The sequence below is a fragment of the Maribacter algicola genome (assembly GCF_003933245.1).
Lineage (GTDB): Bacteria > Bacteroidota > Bacteroidia > Flavobacteriales > Flavobacteriaceae > Maribacter > Maribacter algicola.
Genome location: NZ_QUSX01000002.1, coordinates 669178 through 685827, shown reverse-complemented (window position 1 = coordinate 685827; position 16650 = coordinate 669178). Strand labels below are relative to the sequence as shown.

The following is a 16650-nucleotide window of genomic DNA, read 5'->3' as shown; positions in this document are numbered from 1 at the left end:
AATTATGGAAACAGTAAATAAAAAGATACTTTTAGTAGAAGATGACCCAAATTTTGGAATTGTCCTTAAGGACTATCTATCCATGAACGATTTCGATGTAACCTTGGCCAAGAATGGTATGGAAGGGTTCGAGAAATTTAAAAAGGACAATTTTGATATTTGTATTCTGGATGTTATGATGCCCTATAAGGACGGATTTACTTTGGCGAAAGAAATACGGGAGAAAAATGAAAATGTTCCTATCGTTTTCTTGACCGCGAAGACCATGAAGGAGGATGTACTAAAAGGATATAAGGCAGGTGCAGATGATTATCTAAACAAACCTTTTGATTCTGAGGTGCTATTGATGAAACTTAAGGCGATACTTCAAAGAAAGGCTTCCAGTAGTTTGGCCGAAAGCAAGAAGTTTGAATTTGAAATTGGAGGTTTTCACCTAAATTCAAAACTAAGGTTTTTAAAATATAAGGATGAAGAATCCATTAAATTATCCCCCAAGGAAAATGAGCTTCTACGTCTCTTGGCCCTTCATGAAAACGATTTGATGCCCAGGGAGTTGGCCCTCACAAAAATTTGGAGGGATGACAACTATTTCACTTCCCGAAGCATGGATGTGTATATTGCCAAACTTAGAAAATACCTAAAACGGGACGATAGTGTAGAGATTTTGAACATCCATGGCGAAGGCTTCCGTTTGGTTATAAAATCTGAGGACGAGTAATGCTATTGCACAGTAACTAAAAAAGGCACCTTTATAGGTGCTTTTTTAGTTTTCTAATAGGGCTATAACCCGATCAACGATTTCTTCGGGACTATGTTCAATGGATACCACGAGGGCATTTTCAGGTTCTTCCAATGTCATAAATTGGGATTCGAGCAATTCCTTTGGCATAAAATGCCCTTTTCTTAAACTAAGCCGATGGCCAATGACTTCCAAAGTACCTTTCAAGAACAGAAAAATGGTCGTTTCCTCAATACCTGCCCTCAAGATTTCCCTATACTTGGATTTTAAGGCAGAACATACAATGACAGCACCCTTTTTCTGGTGCTTCTTTCCTAGATCATTCAAAGTTTCCAGCCAACCTGTACGATCGTTGTCATCCAAAGGTATGCCCTTGCTCATTTTGTCTATGTTGGCTTTTGGATGGTAATGGTCGCCATCGTAAAAGGAATATCCCAATTTTTCCGCTAATAATTTCCCGATAGTAGATTTTCCACAACCGGAAACGCCCATCACGTATATAATCTTTGCTTCATTCATTTTGTAATTCTCCTACTGCTTCTTCAATTTGGGCTATCATTTCATTTTCAAGATAGTTGTATGCTATCCAAAGGGTATTAGGGTTTTTCTTAAACCAAGTAGTTTGTCTTTTTGCGAACCTTCGGGTATTTTTTTTAATCTCGGAAACGGCAAAATCCAAGGTCCAATTTCCATTGAAATACTCAAAAAGCTCTTTATAACCAACGGTTTGCAAGGCATTCAAATCCCGCTTATCAAGGAGCGATCGTACTTCGGACAGTAATCCGTCCTTCATCATAATATCGACGCGTTCGTTTATTCTATCATAAATTACTTTCCTATCGGCTTTCAAACCTATGGATAATACCTTAAAATTTCTTTGCCCTTTTGGTTTGTTTAAAAAGCTGGAATACGATTTACCGGTACCAATACAGATTTCCAAGGCCCTGATTAAGCGATGTGGATTTTGAAGATCTACTTTTTCATAATAAGAGGGATCTAGTACCTTGAGTTTCGACTGAAGGATTTCAATATCGTTATCCATCAATTCTTTGTTGAGTGTTTCACGGATACCACTGTCCACTTTTGGAAAGGAATCCAGTCCTGTTGTAACGGCGTCAACATAGAGGCCACTACCACCAACCATAACGACTATGTTATGGTTTTGAAACAACCCTTCCAATGTGTTGAGGGCATCTTTTTCAAAATCGCCCACAGAATAGGGTTCGTGGATACTTTTGTGTTGTATGAAATGATGCACTGCACGTGAAAGTTCCCATGTGGATGGTACTGCCGTACCAATCGCCATTTCTTTGAAAAACTGTCTTGAGTCTGCAGAAATAATTTCCGTCTTGAAATGATTTGCCAAAAGTATGGCCAGTTTTGTTTTTCCTATGGCTGTGGGTCCGATTATGGAAATAAGGACTTTACTACACATTTAGCAAACTTCCACAGTTATAGCAATGACTGGCATCGTCCCTGTGACCTTCCTTGGCACAAACCGGACAGGCCTGGGTATTCACATGGACGAATTTCTCTACATGCTCTTCGCCTGTTTTTAAGGCCTTGAATCGTTTCCCAAATTCCACGGTGACCATTCCAGTGGGTACAGCAATAACACCATAACCCAATAGCATTATTATGGTTGCAATGAATTGACCCTGAGGCGTTATTGGGGCAATGTCACCATAACCCACGGTAGTCAGGGTTACAATGGTCCAGTAAATACTCATGGGTATACTGGTGAAACCTGCCTCATCTCCCTCTACAAGATACATCAAGGTACCCAACATTACGGACAGTATCAGCACTGCAAATAAAAATACAGTTATCTTGGCACTACTTGCCTTCAAGGCACTTTTCAATTGTGAGGCTTCCCCTAAAAACTGAACCAGTTTCAAAATCCTAAAAACCCGTAACAACCTGAACGCTCGCACCGCAAGCAATACTTGGGAGCCTGCCAAAATATAGGAGAGATACAAGGGAATGGTGGATAAAAAATCTATAATCCCATAAAAACTAAAGATATACTTACTAGGTTTTTGAATACATATAATTCTTGCAATATATTCTATGGTAAAGAAAATGGTTATGATCCACTCAAGGGTCAAAAGTGTCAAATGATATTCCGTATCAATACTTTTCACACTTTCCAACATAATGAGAAGTACACTGAAAAGTATAAGGATAATCAGAATAATATCGAACCACTTACCCATTGGGGTATCTGCTTCATAAATTATCTCATGTAGCTTATGTTTCCAACTTGTATTTTTTTGCTCCTTGCTCAATGCTATTTACAACGCAATGGTTTTATTTATTTTTTTCTTTCTAAGATAGGATTCTATAATAAAGTTGGCATTATGGGTGGCGTTCATAGGGGTAATCAAGGTTTCTAATATATGAATATTATTTATTTGATGGTTTAGATCATAATAACCTACCCCTACCAGAGATCCTTTCCTGATAAGTATTACTGAATTTTCGCCCAATTCGCGGCCTTTATCAACCAATAGGACATCCTTGTTCTTTAGGCTATATTTTTGCAAGGCCTCCATGACCCGTTCATTATAATTCCCTGTTGTTTCCTTTTGTATGCATGCCCCATTGCAATTGCCCTCTTTATAGTTGGAACAATTCCCCCTTGCCTCGCTAATGCCGTTGACCTTATCACATAATAGGAATTCACGGGTAATTTTATACAAATGGTTTTTCGCACTGAATTCCCCGTTGAAATATCCCCAAGGATCGGAACACTTGCTTAGGATAGTCGGTTTTAGTTCCAAGTATCCAAATTCATTTTTTGAAAGACATAATGAATGGGAGAACATTCTTTTTCTAGGGACGGGACTGTATTTGGGCCTGTTTTTTAAAAGTTCCTGATGCTCCTTTAAAAGTGCCACCAGCTCACTTCCCGTTTTCTCATAGGTGACCTTCCTTGTCTCTTTGGTCAGCTTTCTGGCGCGGTCCCCGGATTTGGTAAACAATTGGTTCACCTTTTTTTTGATATCCGTGCTTTTACTTAGATAAATGACGTCCCCATCCTTGTTATGCATATAAAAGACCCCGGTTTCGTTAGGCATACTTTGCACGATGTCCAGTTGTTTCTCTGAAAGTTCACCATGTCCCTCCTTCCTTATGACATCCTGAATTATGGTTTTTTCAGTATCCTTTGCCAATAATAGTTTGAACAGTTTTACGGTAGCCAAAGCATCGCCATTGGCCCTATGGCGGTCACTCACTGGTATCCCCAATGACCGTACCAATTTTCCTAAACTGTAAGATTCCGCATCGGGCAAAAGCGCTTTGGACAAATCTACCGTACAAAGGCTCTTTCTTTCAAAATCATAGCCCAATCTTCTGAATTCCGTCCGCAGAATCCTATAGTCGAACTGCGCGTTATGGGCAACAAGAACGGTGTCTTGCGTAATTTCGACGATTCTTTTGGCTACCTCATGAAATTTTGGTGCCGTGCGGAGCATTTTGTTGTTTATGCCCGTAAGATTTACGACAAAAGGTTGTATTTCCTTTTCCGGATTTATAAGACTGATAAACGAATCAACTACTTGGTGGCCATCGAACTTATGTATCGCAATTTCCGTGATGCCCTCTTCATTAAATTTTCCACCCGTAGTTTCTATATCAAGTATAGCGTACATAAATTTTTATCGATCTAATTTTAAAATGCGGCAAAATTCCGTTTTTAGTTATAATTCCGCTTTCCAAAGATACTACTTCCTATACGCACCATGGTACTGCCTTCCTCAATGGCAATTGTATAGTCACCGCTCATACCCATGGAAAGAACGGAAAGGTGTGGCAGGCTATTCTTAAGGTCTTGGAATAGCCCATTCAAGTTCTTAAATTCCCGTCTTATTTGATCCTGATTATCTGTAAAAGTGGCCATTCCCATTAGTCCTTCTATGGATACATTATCAAGTTTCTTAAACTCTGGATTGTCGATTAGTTCCTTTAGTTCATGGGCATCGAAACCAAATTTAGTATCTTCCTCCGCTATATGCACTTGCAAAAGGCACGGAATTGCCCGATTGTTTTTCTTTCCCTGCTTATCAATTTCCTTTAACAATTTAAGACTGTCCACACCGTGGATCAGGGCTACAAATGCGGCCATGTACTTTACCTTGTTGCGTTGCAGGTGTCCAATCATATGCCATTGGATATCCTTGGGCATTTCTTCCCATTTTTCGGTCATTTCCTGCACCTTATTTTCCCCAAATACCCTTTGCCCAATGTTGTAAGCTTCCATAATATCGGACACGGGCTTGGTTTTGGAAACGGCCACCAAGGTTATGTTTTCAGGAATTTCTTTTTTAATTGCTTTGAGATTTTCCGCGATGGACATAGGGTTCATTTAAACTGGTTAGAAACGGTTTCGGCTTTTTTGCTTTCAGCATAATCATAAAATCCCTCCCCGGACTTTACACCCAATTTTCCCGCCGTAACCATGTTGACAAGAAGCGGGGAGGGGGCGTATTTGGGATTTTTGAAACCATCGTACAAAACTTGTAGAATGGATAGGCAAACGTCTAAACCTATAAAATCTGCCAGCTGAAGGGGGCCCATGGGGTGGGCCATTCCCAATTTCATGACCGTATCTATTTCCTGGACACCGGCTACACTGTGATGCAAGGTCTCGATTGCTTCGTTGATCATGGGCATCAAGATTCTATTGGCTACAAATCCTGGGTAGTCGTTGACCTCCGTTGCCGTCTTACCCAATTTTCTTGCGAGTTCCATGATTTTTTTCGTAGTCTCGTCAGACGTATTATATCCACGAATAATCTCCACGAGTTTCATAATGGGAACGGGGTTCATAAAATGCATCCCGATAACCTTTGAAGGTCTAGAAGTCACTGAAGCGATCTGTGTAATAGAAATTGAGGAGGTATTGGTGGCCAAGATCACTGAAGGTTTACAGAACGCATCCAAATCCTTAAAGATATTCATCTTTATATTCAGGTTTTCGGATGCAGCTTCCACCACTAGGTCGACCTCGCCAACCCCATTTTTTAAATCGGTGAATGTCGTTATGTTATTCAGGGTGGCCTTCTTGTCCTCCTCCTGAATGGCACCTTTGGAAATCATCCTGTCCAGGTTCTTGGAAATATTGGAAATCCCGTTTTTTAGAGCATCTTCATTTAGGTCTATAAGGTTTACCCAGTAACCGTTTTGGGCAAATACATGGGCAATACCGTTTCCCATGGTTCCCGCTCCTATGACCGCAATATTCTTCATATGTAAGAGTAATGAAAAATTAAAAATTATATTTATGGCACTTGTTTAATTTAAAACCGATTTGTTTTCAAAAGCGGCTATAATCTGTAGAGCCACTTTCAATGCCTCGGTTCCTTGTTCTAGCGTAACCATAGGTATGCTATCTTCAAGGATGGACTCCGCGAAGGATTCCAACTCGTCCAAAATGGCATTGTTTTCCGTAATGGAAGGGTTTTCAAAATAAATCTGTTTTTTTACACCTTCCGCATTTTGAAGGATCATATCAAAATCACCGGCTATTGCAGGGGCGTCCTTCATCCTTACGACTTCCACTTTTTTCTCCAAAAAATCGACAGAAATGTAGGCGTCCTTTTGGAAGAATCGTGATTTGCGCATGTTTTTAAGACTTATCCTACTGGCGGTAAGATTGGCCACACAGCCATTCTCAAATTCCAATCGCGCATTGGCAATATCCGGTGATTGGCTTAAAACGGATACCCCGCTTGCCTTTATACCGACTACTTTTGATTTTACAACGCTCAAAATGGCATCAATGTCATGTATCATCAAATCCAAAACTACGGGTACATCGGTACCGCGCGGATTGAATTCGGCCAATCGGTGCGTTTCGATGAACATTGGCTGGTTGATGGATTCCCTAACTGCAGTAAAAGCCGGATTAAAACGTTCTACGTGGCCAACCTGTCCCTTTACCTTATATTTGTGCTCTAACATCAATAGGTTTTCCGCTTCTTCCAAGGTATTGGTAATGGGTTTTTCAATAAAGACATGCCTGGCCTTTTCCATGGCCTTTTTGGCACATTCATAATGGGATAGGGTAGGCGTTACGATATCGACAACGTCAACGGCGTCAATTAAATCATTGATATTGTCAAAATAAGTATATCCAAATTCAGCGGCCACCTTTTTACCGTTTATGATATCGGCATCATAAAAACCTATCAGTTCATATTTTTCGGACTGATTGAGCAAGCGTAAATGAATTTTTCCTAAATGACCGGCCCCTAAGACCCCAACTTTGAGCATGCTATTCCTTTTTTATCAAAAATACACATAGTTTATAAGTTTAGGCAGGAATGCAAATTCCAATTTTCATATTTACTTTTTTTGTAGGTTTCTTTTCTATAACATTGTTTTATAAATTTGGGAACCAAACCAATCTAGAATTGAAGGACACATATAAACACAGAGGCATGCGCAATCAATTGGCAGAGTTGCTGATAGAAAAGGGCATTTCCAATAAAATCGTCCTGGATGCCATTAGGGAGGTGCCAAGACATTTTTTTATGGACAGTAGTTTTGAAGGTCACGCGTATCAGGATAAGGCATTTCCCATTGCTGCGGACCAAACCATTTCCCAGCCCTATACCGTTGCGTTTCAAACGGAGCTGTTGCAACTGGAACCAAATCTTAGTGTTTTGGAAATAGGCACCGGCAGTGGTTACCAGACGGCGGTTTTGTTAAAGTGCAAGGTGAAGGTCTTTACCATTGAAAGACAGTTGGAACTTTTTAAAAAAACGAGTCTATTCTTTAAAAAAATGGGATACAGACCAAAGAAGTTCATTTTTGGCGATGGTTATAAAGGTCTGCCCGAAGAAGCGCCCTTTGACCGGATTATCGTAACCGCGGGAGCACCTGAAGTTCCTAAGGCCTTAATGTCCCAATTGAAAGTAGGAGGAAGGTTGGTAATACCTGTTGGTTTTGAAGAGCAAATAATGACGCTTTTTGAAAGGACTTCTGAGAAGGAATTCAAGAAAACGGAATATGGGTCCTTTAGGTTTGTGCCCTTATTGGAGGATAAGAACTAAAACCTTAGGCGTTAAAGCTTTTTTTGATTCGGTCTAGATTCCGTTTATTATCCCTATCCTTTATGGTTTCTCTCTTATCATAAAGTTTTTTACCCTTGGCAAGTGCTATTTGCATTTTGGCCAATCCGCGGTCGTTGATGAACAGTGTTAGGGGAACGATGGTGAGTCCCGTTGTCTTTACCTCTTTGTGTAATTTTCTTAATTCCCTTTTGTTCAATAACAGTTTACGTTCCGCTTTTGGTTTATGGTTAAAGTGGGAAGCATGCGAATATTCGTCAATTTGCATGTTGATTACAAAAAGCTCATCACGATCGTTAAACTCGCAAAAGCTTTCTGAAATAGAAGCCTTTCCATATCTAATGGATTTAATTTCCGTGCCGGCAAGCACGAGTCCTGCCGTAAAGGTTTCCAACAGCTCGTACTCAAAACGAGCCCTTTTATTCTTAATGTTGATGTTCTTCTGCATTGGTGACAAAAATAAACACATTTAAGGGATATAATGATTTAAAGCATTTATTTTGTAATGATTCCCATGTACTAACGATTAAACAAAGAAAGTATTCCATGCAAAGAATTTATATAATACTTGTTTTCATTATCCTAATCGCTTGTGAGTCAAAGGAAAAAGCACCAAATGTCCAAGAAATAGTGAACAGAAGCATTGAAGTGAGTGGTGGCAAGAATTATAAGGATTCAAATGTGGATTTCGATTTTAGGGATATCCATTATACCTCAAAATCAAAAGGTTCCATCAAGGTTCTGGAACGAATCATTAGAAACGATACCGCAGTTATCCTAGATAGAAAAGGTCCATCAGGATTTAATCGATTCGTAAACGATAGTCTTATAGCATTGGCCGATACCACGGCGAATAAATATGCTAATTCCGTAAATTCCGTTCATTATTTTGCCTACTTGCCCTTTGGTTTAAATGACAGTGCGGTCCAAAAGGAATTCATGGAAATAGTAGATATCAAAGATAAAACTTACTACAAGGTAAAGGTTACCTTTAGGGAGGAAGGCGGAGGAGATGATTTTGACGACGTCTACGTGTATTGGTTCAACACTGAGACGTTTAAACCTGATTATTTGGCGTATGAATTTCATGTAAACGGGGGAGGACAACGCTTTCGGGAAGCATATAATGAAAGGTATGTGGGCGATATACGTTTCGTGGATTATAAAAATTACAAACCAAAAATTGAAAATAGTTCGATTTATAAAATCGACAGTCTATATGTAAACGACGGACTGGAACTTCTTTCCAATATAGAACTTAAAAACGTACAGGTTAATCGGGACAATTACAATTAAACACCAATCTAGTGCTTGTTGCCACCCCATTAACGATTTTCACAATGAACAATGTTCCGTTTTCATCATCGGATATTTGAGTATATGTATCTTCACCTAACAAGAGGTTGACAAATTCTGGGGTAGTATTGCTATGCCCAACAACAAGGACATTTTTATTAAGGTTGTCCTTTTTAAATTGTTCTAGGTCCAAGATTCTAGGGTCATAATATTGCACATCGATATTTTTTTTAACCGATATTGGTGCAGCCGTCATGGAGGTTCTGTTGAAATTTGTGGAATAAATGGCATCCAAATCAACCTCGTTTAAAATTTCGGCCCAGTGCATGGCCCTGCCAAGCCCTTTTTGGTTGAGTTCCGGGTCTGGATCATCTGGATCTGTCCTGTCCTTTTCCGCATGCCGTATAAAATAAAAAGTTGAAATATCTGGGGTGGCACCTGAAATCTCGGTCGGTTTCTCCTCTTTACAGGAAAGAAGGAATAGAATAAAACAAAATGGGAAAATCTTTAGTAGTTTCATGCTTTAGCGATACATTTTACTTTAATACAGAACTAAATTTACTTTAAAATAGTACGTTACACCGCTATTTTTTGTTTTTTTGCATATGAATAAATTTTGTGGGGCACTTCTTATTGTACTTGTAGTTGTTAGTGTAAAGGCTCAGGATGTTGAACTTCCCAGCGACTACAGGCAACACAACTTGACGGAATACAATTCCAGTCTGCTCAATCCTGCATTTTCACTGGACAGGAACAACCCTTCCTCGGTTGCCTTTTGGTCCAGGTGGCAATGGCAGACCTTTGACGCGGATCCTACGAGTCTTTTCTTTAATTATTCCCATAGACTGAACGACCTTTCCAGCGTTGGACTGGGATTTTTTCAGCAGAATACGGAAATCTTTATTAACACGGGGATTGTTCTAAACTATGCCTATAATATACAATTGAGCGATCGCGCAAGTCTTGGTGTGGGGGTCAATATTTTAGGGTTTCAGCAAAAACTGGCAGATCAGCGTTTTTTCATACCCAATCCAATACAAACGGAAATAACCGATGATTTCATCGTACAGATGGCACCGGGTATCAATTTTAGATTGGATAAATTTAGTTTGGGACTTTCTTCTGAGAACCTAATGGATTACAATATCAGTACCAACGAAAGAAACACCAGTTCAGATGGACGTATTTTCCTGGCCTTGGCCAGTTATGATTTTCCAATTGGTATCCTTACTTCAGATGAGAACTCCGTATTAAGGCCCTCGTTGTACTATAAATCCATACCAGGTTTTGATTCTCAATTAGGAATTTCAACATTGTTAAGTACAAATAAGTTTTGGACCCAACTAGGATACAATAGTTTCTACGGAATTTCAGGAGGTGCTGGAGGACGTTTTTTTAAACGATTTTCTCTAGGTGCATTAGTCGAATTTGGTGTGTCAAATGACCTTAACGGTACAGATCCAACATTTGAATTGGTAACCTCTTATAAATTGGGGCCGTTGTCTTCTGAAGATCGATATCCGCAGGAGGAGCTTATTGTTGAAGAGCCTATGGAACAAGAATTGAGCCGGGCCGAAAAATTGGCGCAGCGTGAAGCGGAAAAGGAACAGGAGCGTTTGGCCAAAGTCGAACGTCAAAGACAAAAGGATTCCATACGAGAAGCATCCAGATTAGAGCAATTAGCCATGGAAGCCACTAAAAACGAAGCCCAAAGAAAACGGGATTCTTTAGCGCAGGCGAGGCAAGGGGAAGCCTTGGCAGAGATACAGGCTAGGGAACGACAAAGGAAAATCGATTCTACCAATGCCGCTAATAGGGCCATAGAGGAAGCCTTGGCATTGGAACGAGAAAAGAAACAAGATTCCTTGGCCCAGGTAAAATTGGCCGAGGTCGAAGCAGCCAGAAAAGAAGTGGTTACACCTGAAAAAGGGGAGCGATATGAGGAAGTGTCCAAACAAGGTTCTTTGGAACCCGGTTATTATTTGATTGCCAACGTTTTCGGCACAAAACGCTACTTTGATGCCTTTATGGCAGATTTACAGAAGAAGGGACTTAATCCTGGATCATTCTATAGAGAGACGAACAAATATAACTATGTCTTTTTGGCCAGATATGATTCCATTTCCGAGGCAAGGGCAGCACGAGATTCCAATTTTGGAGGAAAGTATCTGGATAAAACGTGGATTTTTAGGGTAGTAGGAGAATAATATAAAAAAGGGATGCAAGTATTATAATCAGGAAGGAAGTATGCTATCAATGGAATACTATAGTTCCCGCTTCACCAATACTTCCAGATAGGTCATTGTATTCAATAAATACTTCCGGTCTATCGTAATGGTAGACATGGCAACGGCACCCTGAATCATTGTAAACAACTGTTTGGCAAACTGTAGCGGAGACACAGGAATTTTTATTTCACCTTTATTGACGCCATTTTCCAAGACCAAGGCGATTTTTCCTTCAATTTCTTTTATGGTCTCCTTTGCCGCCGCCGCCAGCAACTTGTTATTATGTTGCGAATCTATTCCTACATTAAGTACCGGACATCCCCCTAATGGAAGTGTAAATACATCATATTTCTTATAGAAATCCATGAGACTTTTTAGTTTGTCCATGGTAGACCCAGAAACGTTTAGGGCATCGTCCAAAGCCTGCAACAATAGCTTGCTATTGTGTTCAAAAGCTGATAGTGCTAAGGCTTCCTTATTTTCAAAATTACCATAAATCGCCCCCTTTGTTAACCCCGTAGCGTCCGTAAGGTCGCTCATACTGGTACCTATATAACCGTGTTTGTTGAATACAGGAGCTACCGTTTCAATGATGTAGGCAGTGGTTTTTTCAGCTTTGGTGGACATTTGAGTCTATTTTATACGAAGATAAAAAAACTATACTGTATGGTATATCTTGTCGATAAAAAAACGCCCTAAAAATTTTTTAGGGCGTTTCTCAAAGCAACAGTTCGTTTATACCACCAAATCATTTTGGTTTCTGAATACCAATTCGTCATCAAAAGCATCCAAGAGAATGACGCTATCTGATTTGATTTTACCACTTAATAGTTCCTTAGACATGTTGTTCAATACCTCCTTTTGTATGGTACGTTTTACAGGCCTTGCCCCAAACTGTGGTTCATAGCCTCGTCTCGCCAAAAAGTCTATTGCCTCATCGGTAGCATCTAAGGTAATGTTTTGCTTATCCAGCATTTTCTTTAATCCGGCCAATTGTAGTTTTACAATTTCCCTGATATCATCTTTGGTAAGTGGGGTGAACATAATGATGTCATCGATTCTGTTCAAGAATTCAGGCCGAATCATTTTATGTAATAATCCCAAAACTTCAACCCTTGCCGCCTCCGATGCACTGTGTATATCAGTTGAATTTTCAAACTTCTCCTGTATGATCTGACTACCCATATTACTGGTCATAATGATAATGGTGTTCTTGAAATCGGCAACACGTCCCTTATTATCCGTCAACCTTCCCTCATCCAAAACCTGTAGCAGAATATTGAATGTATCTGGATGCGCCTTTTCAATTTCATCCAGCAAAACAACGGAGTAGGGGCGTCTTCTCACGGCTTCGGTCAGTTGACCTCCTTCGTCATAACCTACATATCCTGGAGGGGCACCAACCAATCTACTTACGGAATGCCTTTCCTGATACTCGCTCATATCTATACGGGTCATTGCATTTTCATCGTCGAACAAGTAGGAAGCCAGGGTTTTTGCCAACTCAGTTTTACCAACACCCGTGGTACCCAGGAACAGAAAGGAACCTATAGGTTTTTTCATATCTTGCAAACCTGCCCTACTTCTTCTAATGGCATCTGAAACCGCTTGGATAGCTTCATCCTGACCAACGACCCTCTTGTGCAATACATTTTCTAGATTCAGTAATTTTTCCCTTTCGCTTTGTAGCATTTTGGTAACAGGTATTCCGGTCCATTTTGCTACTACTTCCGCAATATCTTCGCTGGTCACCTCTTCTTTAATGAGTGTTCCGGCATCCTGTTGCTGAGCCAGTTCCTCCTGTAGTTTTGCCAAGTTCTCTTGGGCATCCTTGATTTTACCATATCTTATTTCCGCCACTTTACCATAATCCCCGTTTCGCTCGGCTCGTTCCGCTTCCGCCTTGTAGTTTTCGATATCCATTTTGGTCTTTTGGATATTGTCCACCACGGATTTTTCAGTTTCCCATTTGGCAAAAATCTCGTTACGTTCTTCTTTCACATTGGCCAATTCCAAATTTAGGGACTTAAGTTTGGAATGGTCGTTCTCCCTTTTTATCGCCTCAATTTCAATTTCCAACTGCATGATTTTACGATCTAGAACATCAAGCTCCTCGGGTTTGGAATTAATCTCCATTCGTAATTTGGCAGCAGCCTCGTCCATGAGGTCGATTGCTTTATCGGGTAAAAACCTATTGGTAATATAGCGTTGGGACAATTCCACGGCAGCGATGACCGCTTCATCCTTAATACGCACCTTATGATGGGTCTCGTACCGCTCCTTGATTCCCCTAAGTATGGAAATGGCACTTTCCGTGTCGGGCTGATCCACTACAACCTTTTGAAAACGACGTTCCAAGGCCTTGTCCTTTTCAAAGTATTTTTGATACTCATCCAAAGTCGTGGCTCCAATGGCCCTAAGTTCGCCCCTCGCCAAAGCGGGTTTTAAAATATTGGCGGCATCCATGGCGCCTTGACCGCCGCCGGCTCCTACTAATGTATGGATTTCGTCAATAAACAATATGATATTACCATCCGCACTTGTCACTTCCTTAATAACGGCCTTTAATCGTTCCTCAAATTCCCCTTTGTATTTGGCACCTGCGATCAGGGCACCCATATCCAAGGAATAAATAACCTTGTCCTTTAGGTTTTCAGGGATGTCGCCTTGAACGATTCTGTGGGCCAGACCTTCAGCAATAGCGGTTTTACCAACTCCTGGTTCACCTACTAGCATGGGGTTGTTCTTGGTTCTTCTGGATAGAATTTGTAGTACCCTTCTAATCTCTTCATCCCTTCCTATAACCGGGTCCAGTTTACCGCTATCTGCCAATTCATTAAGATTTTTGGCATATTTATTCAACGAATTATATGTTTCCTCCGCACTTTGGGAGGTCACATTGGAGCCTTTTCTCAGATCATTGATAGCGGCAACAAGATTTTTCTCGGTTACCCCTTGATCTTTTAAGATTTGGGCGATTTTACTTTTTGATTTAAAAATGGCCAAGAGTAGGTGTTCTATGGAAACATATTCATCGCCCATATTTTTTGCGATTATAGAGGCCTCGTTTACCGATTTACCCGCCTCCCTGGAAAGCATGATGTCTCCACCTTGGACCTTGGGAAAGGAATTGAGTTCCTTTTCCAAAATCTGCTTAATAAGGTTGGCATTGAGTCCCAATTTTTTGAATATAAATGGAACAACGTTTTCCTCGACCTCTGCAATGGCTTTAAATAAGTGTTCGTTCTCAATTTGCTGATGTCCCAATGATTGGGCAATTACCTGGGCCTGCTGTAGGGCCTCCTGTGATTTTATAGTGAAATTATTAAAGTTCATAAGGATTACTTTTATTTTGAATATTACTTTTGTAAGGAAATAGGCAACAATCCTACCAATTGAATGAACAAGACAAAATGTCTGGTAAGTTCAATATTTTCAAGACATTAAGTCAGTGTTAGAAAAATATGTATAGCGTTATTTAAAGTTAGCGGAGTATGGGATTATTTGGTAATTTTTTTGGTAAAAATGAGAATGGAAATGGAAATTCTGAAGGTGGTAAGGATATACCGTGGATTTCTCTTGAGAATAAAGATCAGCTAGATGTATTGGCAGAAAATTCAAAAACAAGGCCACAGGCCATATTCAAGCATTCCACCACATGTGGCGTGAGTAGAATGGTTTTAAATATGTTTAATTCTTCCTATGGTCTTGAATTTTCCCAAATGGATTTTTACTTTTTGGATTTGCATGCGCACCGCGAGGTATCCAATAAAGTGGCCGAAGCATTTCAAGTGATGCATCAGTCGCCCCAGCTATTGATTATTAAGAATGGGGTAGTGGTAGCCCATGATTCCCATGGGGGCATATCGGAAATAAAACTGGAGCGGTATGTATAAAAAAACTCCGCATATTTGCGGAGTTTATCTTTTAGTTAAAGTTTTGTCTGGTAAGAATGGTTTTTAAATTGTTCTTTAAATCCTCTCCCGCGTCGTAGACCATTTGCTCATTCGTTGGAAAGGGAACCCTTGCAGCTTGCAAGAAAGGCAATAAATCATTGTCCAACGCACGTTTGTCCCCATTGTAATTGGCGAATATGTGCTCAAAAACGAATTCACTGGCCAAGGGATATTGATTAATTTGCTGTTGCTTTCTTAGATCCGTAAAATTAACCACTCCAACTACCTGAGCGCTCTTGAACTGTGTGAATTGATAAAAATCGCATCGCACGGTTTTAAACTTGTCCACTTTAATATTGTTGCCCAGGCTGTCCTTAACAATGTTACCATTCTGATCTTCTACGTACTGATAGCCATCCTTGATCTGTTTTTCCTTGATTATCTGTTTTTCATTTACCTGTTCCGGGGAAATGTTGATATTTTGAAAGGAAACCTCCATTAAATAATCATAGTCGATGTTCGCCAACCTGTTGGTATGGTATTCGGTCCAAAGATTGTTCAATCCATAGGTATTGAGGTTCAACAACTCGTCTTCCAGTCGTTTTGGTATTACTTTATCCGTATTGTTGACCATCTCAACCACTACATAATCCAATCCTTTTTGATAGGCCTCGTCCATTTTGTTTTTGGTATCCCGATAGTTTGGGTTGATTTCCTCTAGATACTTCAAATCATCATAGGCACTCCTATATTCATTTTTATAACGAGCATTTTGCAAAAGACCCAAGGCATTATTATAAAGGAATTCCGATAGATTTTCCTTTGCGGCAATAATATCAGAATCATAATTATTGAAATTGAACCGTGCATCCCTTCCCTCATCCATTATGTATAATGGTAATAAGGGTCGGATTCTTTGCTGGATTTCCTTCAAGGTTACATACGATTCATAAATAGTTTCATAATTTGCGGAATTACCGTCCTTTTTTAGAAACTTAATATTTTGAAGTTCTCTCTCCGTATTTTTTTGGTAGGCTTCCTCCAAAAGAACGATAAAGGCCTGATTGCTTTTTTTGGTTTTGTTTTCCGCAATGTTTAAGATTGCTTTGTTTATGGCTGCATTATAATTCCCTGAATTCAATGCCTCTTGCGTTCTTTTAACGCCACTACAGGAGTATATGAACACAAGGATGCCAAGAAGTAGAATTTTTTTCATAACTAGAACTTTAAGGGTTTCCATTTGAGCTATTCCAATAGCTATGCCAGAAATATTCCCTTACATAACGGAAAAGGATGAAGAATAGTGTAAATAGGGTGAAATACACTTTTGTCCCATATTTGTGTTTAAAAAAAGACAAAATCTTGACAGTTATTAACGCTTGTTTAATAAAATTATCTGGATACCCGTCATT

17 protein-coding genes are annotated in these 16650 nt (G+C 39.8%); 5 read left to right on the top strand and 12 right to left on the bottom strand.

The window, feature by feature from the left end:
• Positions 1-4: 4 nt before the first annotated feature.
• On the top strand, positions 5-718 hold the full coding sequence (locus DZC72_RS12240) for a response regulator transcription factor (RefSeq protein ID WP_125223208.1): 714 nt from the start codon (positions 5-7) through the stop codon (positions 716-718).
• A gap of 45 nt (positions 719-763) precedes the next feature.
• On the opposite strand, the gene DZC72_RS12235 is transcribed toward DZC72_RS12240, so the two are convergent.
• The 7 genes from DZC72_RS12235 to DZC72_RS12205 are packed head-to-tail and all read right to left on the bottom strand — an operon-like array spanning position 764 to position 7018.
• The gene (locus DZC72_RS12235) at positions 764-1258 is read right to left on the bottom strand and encodes a gluconokinase (protein ID WP_125223207.1); all 495 of its coding nucleotides are present in this window, start codon (positions 1256-1258) and stop codon (positions 764-766) included.
• A complete protein-coding gene (miaA, locus tag DZC72_RS12230; RefSeq protein ID WP_125223206.1) occupies positions 1251-2174 on the bottom strand; it encodes a tRNA (adenosine(37)-N6)-dimethylallyltransferase MiaA in 924 nt (307 codons plus the stop codon). The genes DZC72_RS12235 and miaA overlap by 8 nt, the downstream gene beginning before the upstream one ends.
• Positions 2167-3027 carry an ion transporter gene (locus tag DZC72_RS12225; protein ID WP_125223205.1) on the bottom strand — a complete coding sequence of 287 codons (861 nt, stop codon included), beginning with the start codon at positions 3025-3027 and terminating at the stop codon, positions 2167-2169. Before DZC72_RS12225 ends, miaA begins: the two co-directional genes overlap by 8 nt.
• 6 nt (positions 3028-3033) lie before the next feature.
• A complete protein-coding gene (locus DZC72_RS12220) occupies positions 3034-4395 on the bottom strand; it encodes an exonuclease domain-containing protein (protein WP_125223204.1) in 1362 nt (453 codons plus the stop codon).
• A gap of 44 nt (positions 4396-4439) precedes the next feature.
• Positions 4440-5099 (bottom strand): YggS family pyridoxal phosphate-dependent enzyme, encoded by a 660-nt coding sequence (locus DZC72_RS12215; protein ID WP_125223203.1) that lies wholly within the window; start codon positions 5097-5099, stop codon positions 4440-4442.
• A gap of 5 nt (positions 5100-5104) precedes the next feature.
• On the bottom strand, positions 5105-5992 hold the full coding sequence (locus DZC72_RS12210; RefSeq protein WP_125223202.1) for a 3-hydroxyacyl-CoA dehydrogenase family protein: 888 nt from the start codon (positions 5990-5992) through the stop codon (positions 5105-5107).
• Positions 5993-6037: 45 nt separating this feature from the next.
• The gene (locus tag DZC72_RS12205; protein WP_125223201.1) at positions 6038-7018 is read right to left on the bottom strand and encodes a Gfo/Idh/MocA family protein; all 981 of its coding nucleotides are present in this window, start codon (positions 7016-7018) and stop codon (positions 6038-6040) included.
• Positions 7019-7158: 140 nt separating this feature from the next.
• Here DZC72_RS12205 and DZC72_RS12200 point away from each other — a divergent pair, with 140 nt between their 5' ends.
• Complete coding sequence (locus DZC72_RS12200) at positions 7159-7800, top strand: protein-L-isoaspartate(D-aspartate) O-methyltransferase (RefSeq protein WP_125223200.1); 642 nt, start codon at positions 7159-7161, stop codon at positions 7798-7800.
• Positions 7801-7804: 4 nt separating this feature from the next.
• Here DZC72_RS12200 and smpB read toward each other — a convergent pair whose 3' ends face one another.
• Entirely contained in the window at positions 7805-8266 is a 462-nt protein-coding gene (gene smpB, locus DZC72_RS12195) for an SsrA-binding protein SmpB (protein ID WP_099543144.1), read from the bottom strand.
• Between the two features lie 98 nt (positions 8267-8364).
• Between smpB and DZC72_RS12190 the strand changes: the two genes are divergently transcribed.
• Positions 8365-9114, top strand: a complete 750-nt coding sequence (locus DZC72_RS12190; protein WP_125223199.1) for a DUF6503 family protein — start codon at positions 8365-8367, stop codon at positions 9112-9114.
• Here DZC72_RS12190 and DZC72_RS12185 read toward each other — a convergent pair.
• Positions 9092-9634, bottom strand: a complete 543-nt coding sequence (locus DZC72_RS12185) for a histidine phosphatase family protein (RefSeq protein WP_125223198.1) — start codon at positions 9632-9634, stop codon at positions 9092-9094. The genes DZC72_RS12190 and DZC72_RS12185 overlap by 23 nt on opposite strands.
• An 85-nt stretch (positions 9635-9719) precedes the next feature.
• Between DZC72_RS12185 and DZC72_RS12180 the strand changes: the two genes are divergently transcribed.
• Positions 9720-11321, top strand: coding sequence for a PorP/SprF family type IX secretion system membrane protein (locus DZC72_RS12180; protein WP_125223197.1), 1602 nt, complete (start codon positions 9720-9722; stop codon positions 11319-11321).
• A gap of 57 nt (positions 11322-11378) precedes the next feature.
• Here DZC72_RS12180 and DZC72_RS12175 read toward each other — a convergent pair whose 3' ends face one another.
• Positions 11379-11969 carry a TetR/AcrR family transcriptional regulator gene (locus tag DZC72_RS12175; RefSeq protein WP_125223196.1) on the bottom strand — a complete coding sequence of 197 codons (591 nt, stop codon included), beginning with the start codon at positions 11967-11969 and terminating at the stop codon, positions 11379-11381.
• A 108-nt stretch (positions 11970-12077) separates the two neighbouring features.
• Positions 12078-14678: an ATP-dependent chaperone ClpB gene (clpB, locus tag DZC72_RS12170; protein WP_125223195.1), complete on the bottom strand. Its 2601-nt coding sequence runs from the start codon at positions 14676-14678 to the stop codon at positions 12078-12080.
• A gap of 158 nt (positions 14679-14836) precedes the next feature.
• Between clpB and ytxJ the strand changes: the two genes are divergently transcribed.
• Positions 14837-15238 carry a bacillithiol system redox-active protein YtxJ gene (gene ytxJ, locus DZC72_RS12165; protein ID WP_125223194.1) on the top strand — a complete coding sequence of 134 codons (402 nt, stop codon included), beginning with the start codon at positions 14837-14839 and terminating at the stop codon, positions 15236-15238.
• Between the two features lie 31 nt (positions 15239-15269).
• Here ytxJ and DZC72_RS12160 read toward each other — a convergent pair whose 3' ends face one another.
• On the bottom strand, positions 15270-16454 hold the full coding sequence (locus DZC72_RS12160; protein WP_125223193.1) for a hypothetical protein: 1185 nt from the start codon (positions 16452-16454) through the stop codon (positions 15270-15272).
• Between the last annotated feature and the right edge of the window lie 196 nt (positions 16455-16650).

Coding starts and splice junctions, on each gene's coding strand:
- DZC72_RS12240 (WP_125223208.1), top strand. CDS start 5: ATGGAAACAGTAAATAAAAAGATACTTTTAGTAGAAGATGACCCAAAT.
- DZC72_RS12235 (WP_125223207.1), bottom strand. CDS start 1,258: ATGAATGAAGCAAAGATTATATACGTGATGGGCGTTTCCGGTTGTGGA.
- miaA (WP_125223206.1), bottom strand. CDS start 2,174: ATGTGTAGTAAAGTCCTTATTTCCATAATCGGACCCACAGCCATAGGA.
- DZC72_RS12220 (WP_125223204.1), bottom strand. CDS start 4,395: ATGTACGCTATACTTGATATAGAAACTACGGGTGGAAAATTTAATGAA.
- DZC72_RS12215 (WP_125223203.1), bottom strand. CDS start 5,099: ATGTCCATCGCGGAAAATCTCAAAGCAATTAAAAAAGAAATTCCTGAA.
- DZC72_RS12210 (WP_125223202.1), bottom strand. CDS start 5,992: ATGAAGAATATTGCGGTCATAGGAGCGGGAACCATGGGAAACGGTATT.
- DZC72_RS12205 (WP_125223201.1), bottom strand. CDS start 7,018: ATGCTCAAAGTTGGGGTCTTAGGGGCCGGTCATTTAGGAAAAATTCAT.
- smpB (WP_099543144.1), bottom strand. CDS start 8,266: ATGCAGAAGAACATCAACATTAAGAATAAAAGGGCTCGTTTTGAGTAC.
- DZC72_RS12190 (WP_125223199.1), top strand. CDS start 8,365: ATGCAAAGAATTTATATAATACTTGTTTTCATTATCCTAATCGCTTGT.
- DZC72_RS12185 (WP_125223198.1), bottom strand. CDS start 9,634: ATGAAACTACTAAAGATTTTCCCATTTTGTTTTATTCTATTCCTTCTT.
- DZC72_RS12180 (WP_125223197.1), top strand. CDS start 9,720: ATGAATAAATTTTGTGGGGCACTTCTTATTGTACTTGTAGTTGTTAGT.
- DZC72_RS12175 (WP_125223196.1), bottom strand. CDS start 11,969: ATGTCCACCAAAGCTGAAAAAACCACTGCCTACATCATTGAAACGGTA.
- clpB (WP_125223195.1), bottom strand. CDS start 14,678: ATGAACTTTAATAATTTCACTATAAAATCACAGGAGGCCCTACAGCAG.
- ytxJ (WP_125223194.1), top strand. CDS start 14,837: ATGGGATTATTTGGTAATTTTTTTGGTAAAAATGAGAATGGAAATGGA.
- DZC72_RS12160 (WP_125223193.1), bottom strand. CDS start 16,454: ATGAAAAAAATTCTACTTCTTGGCATCCTTGTGTTCATATACTCCTGT.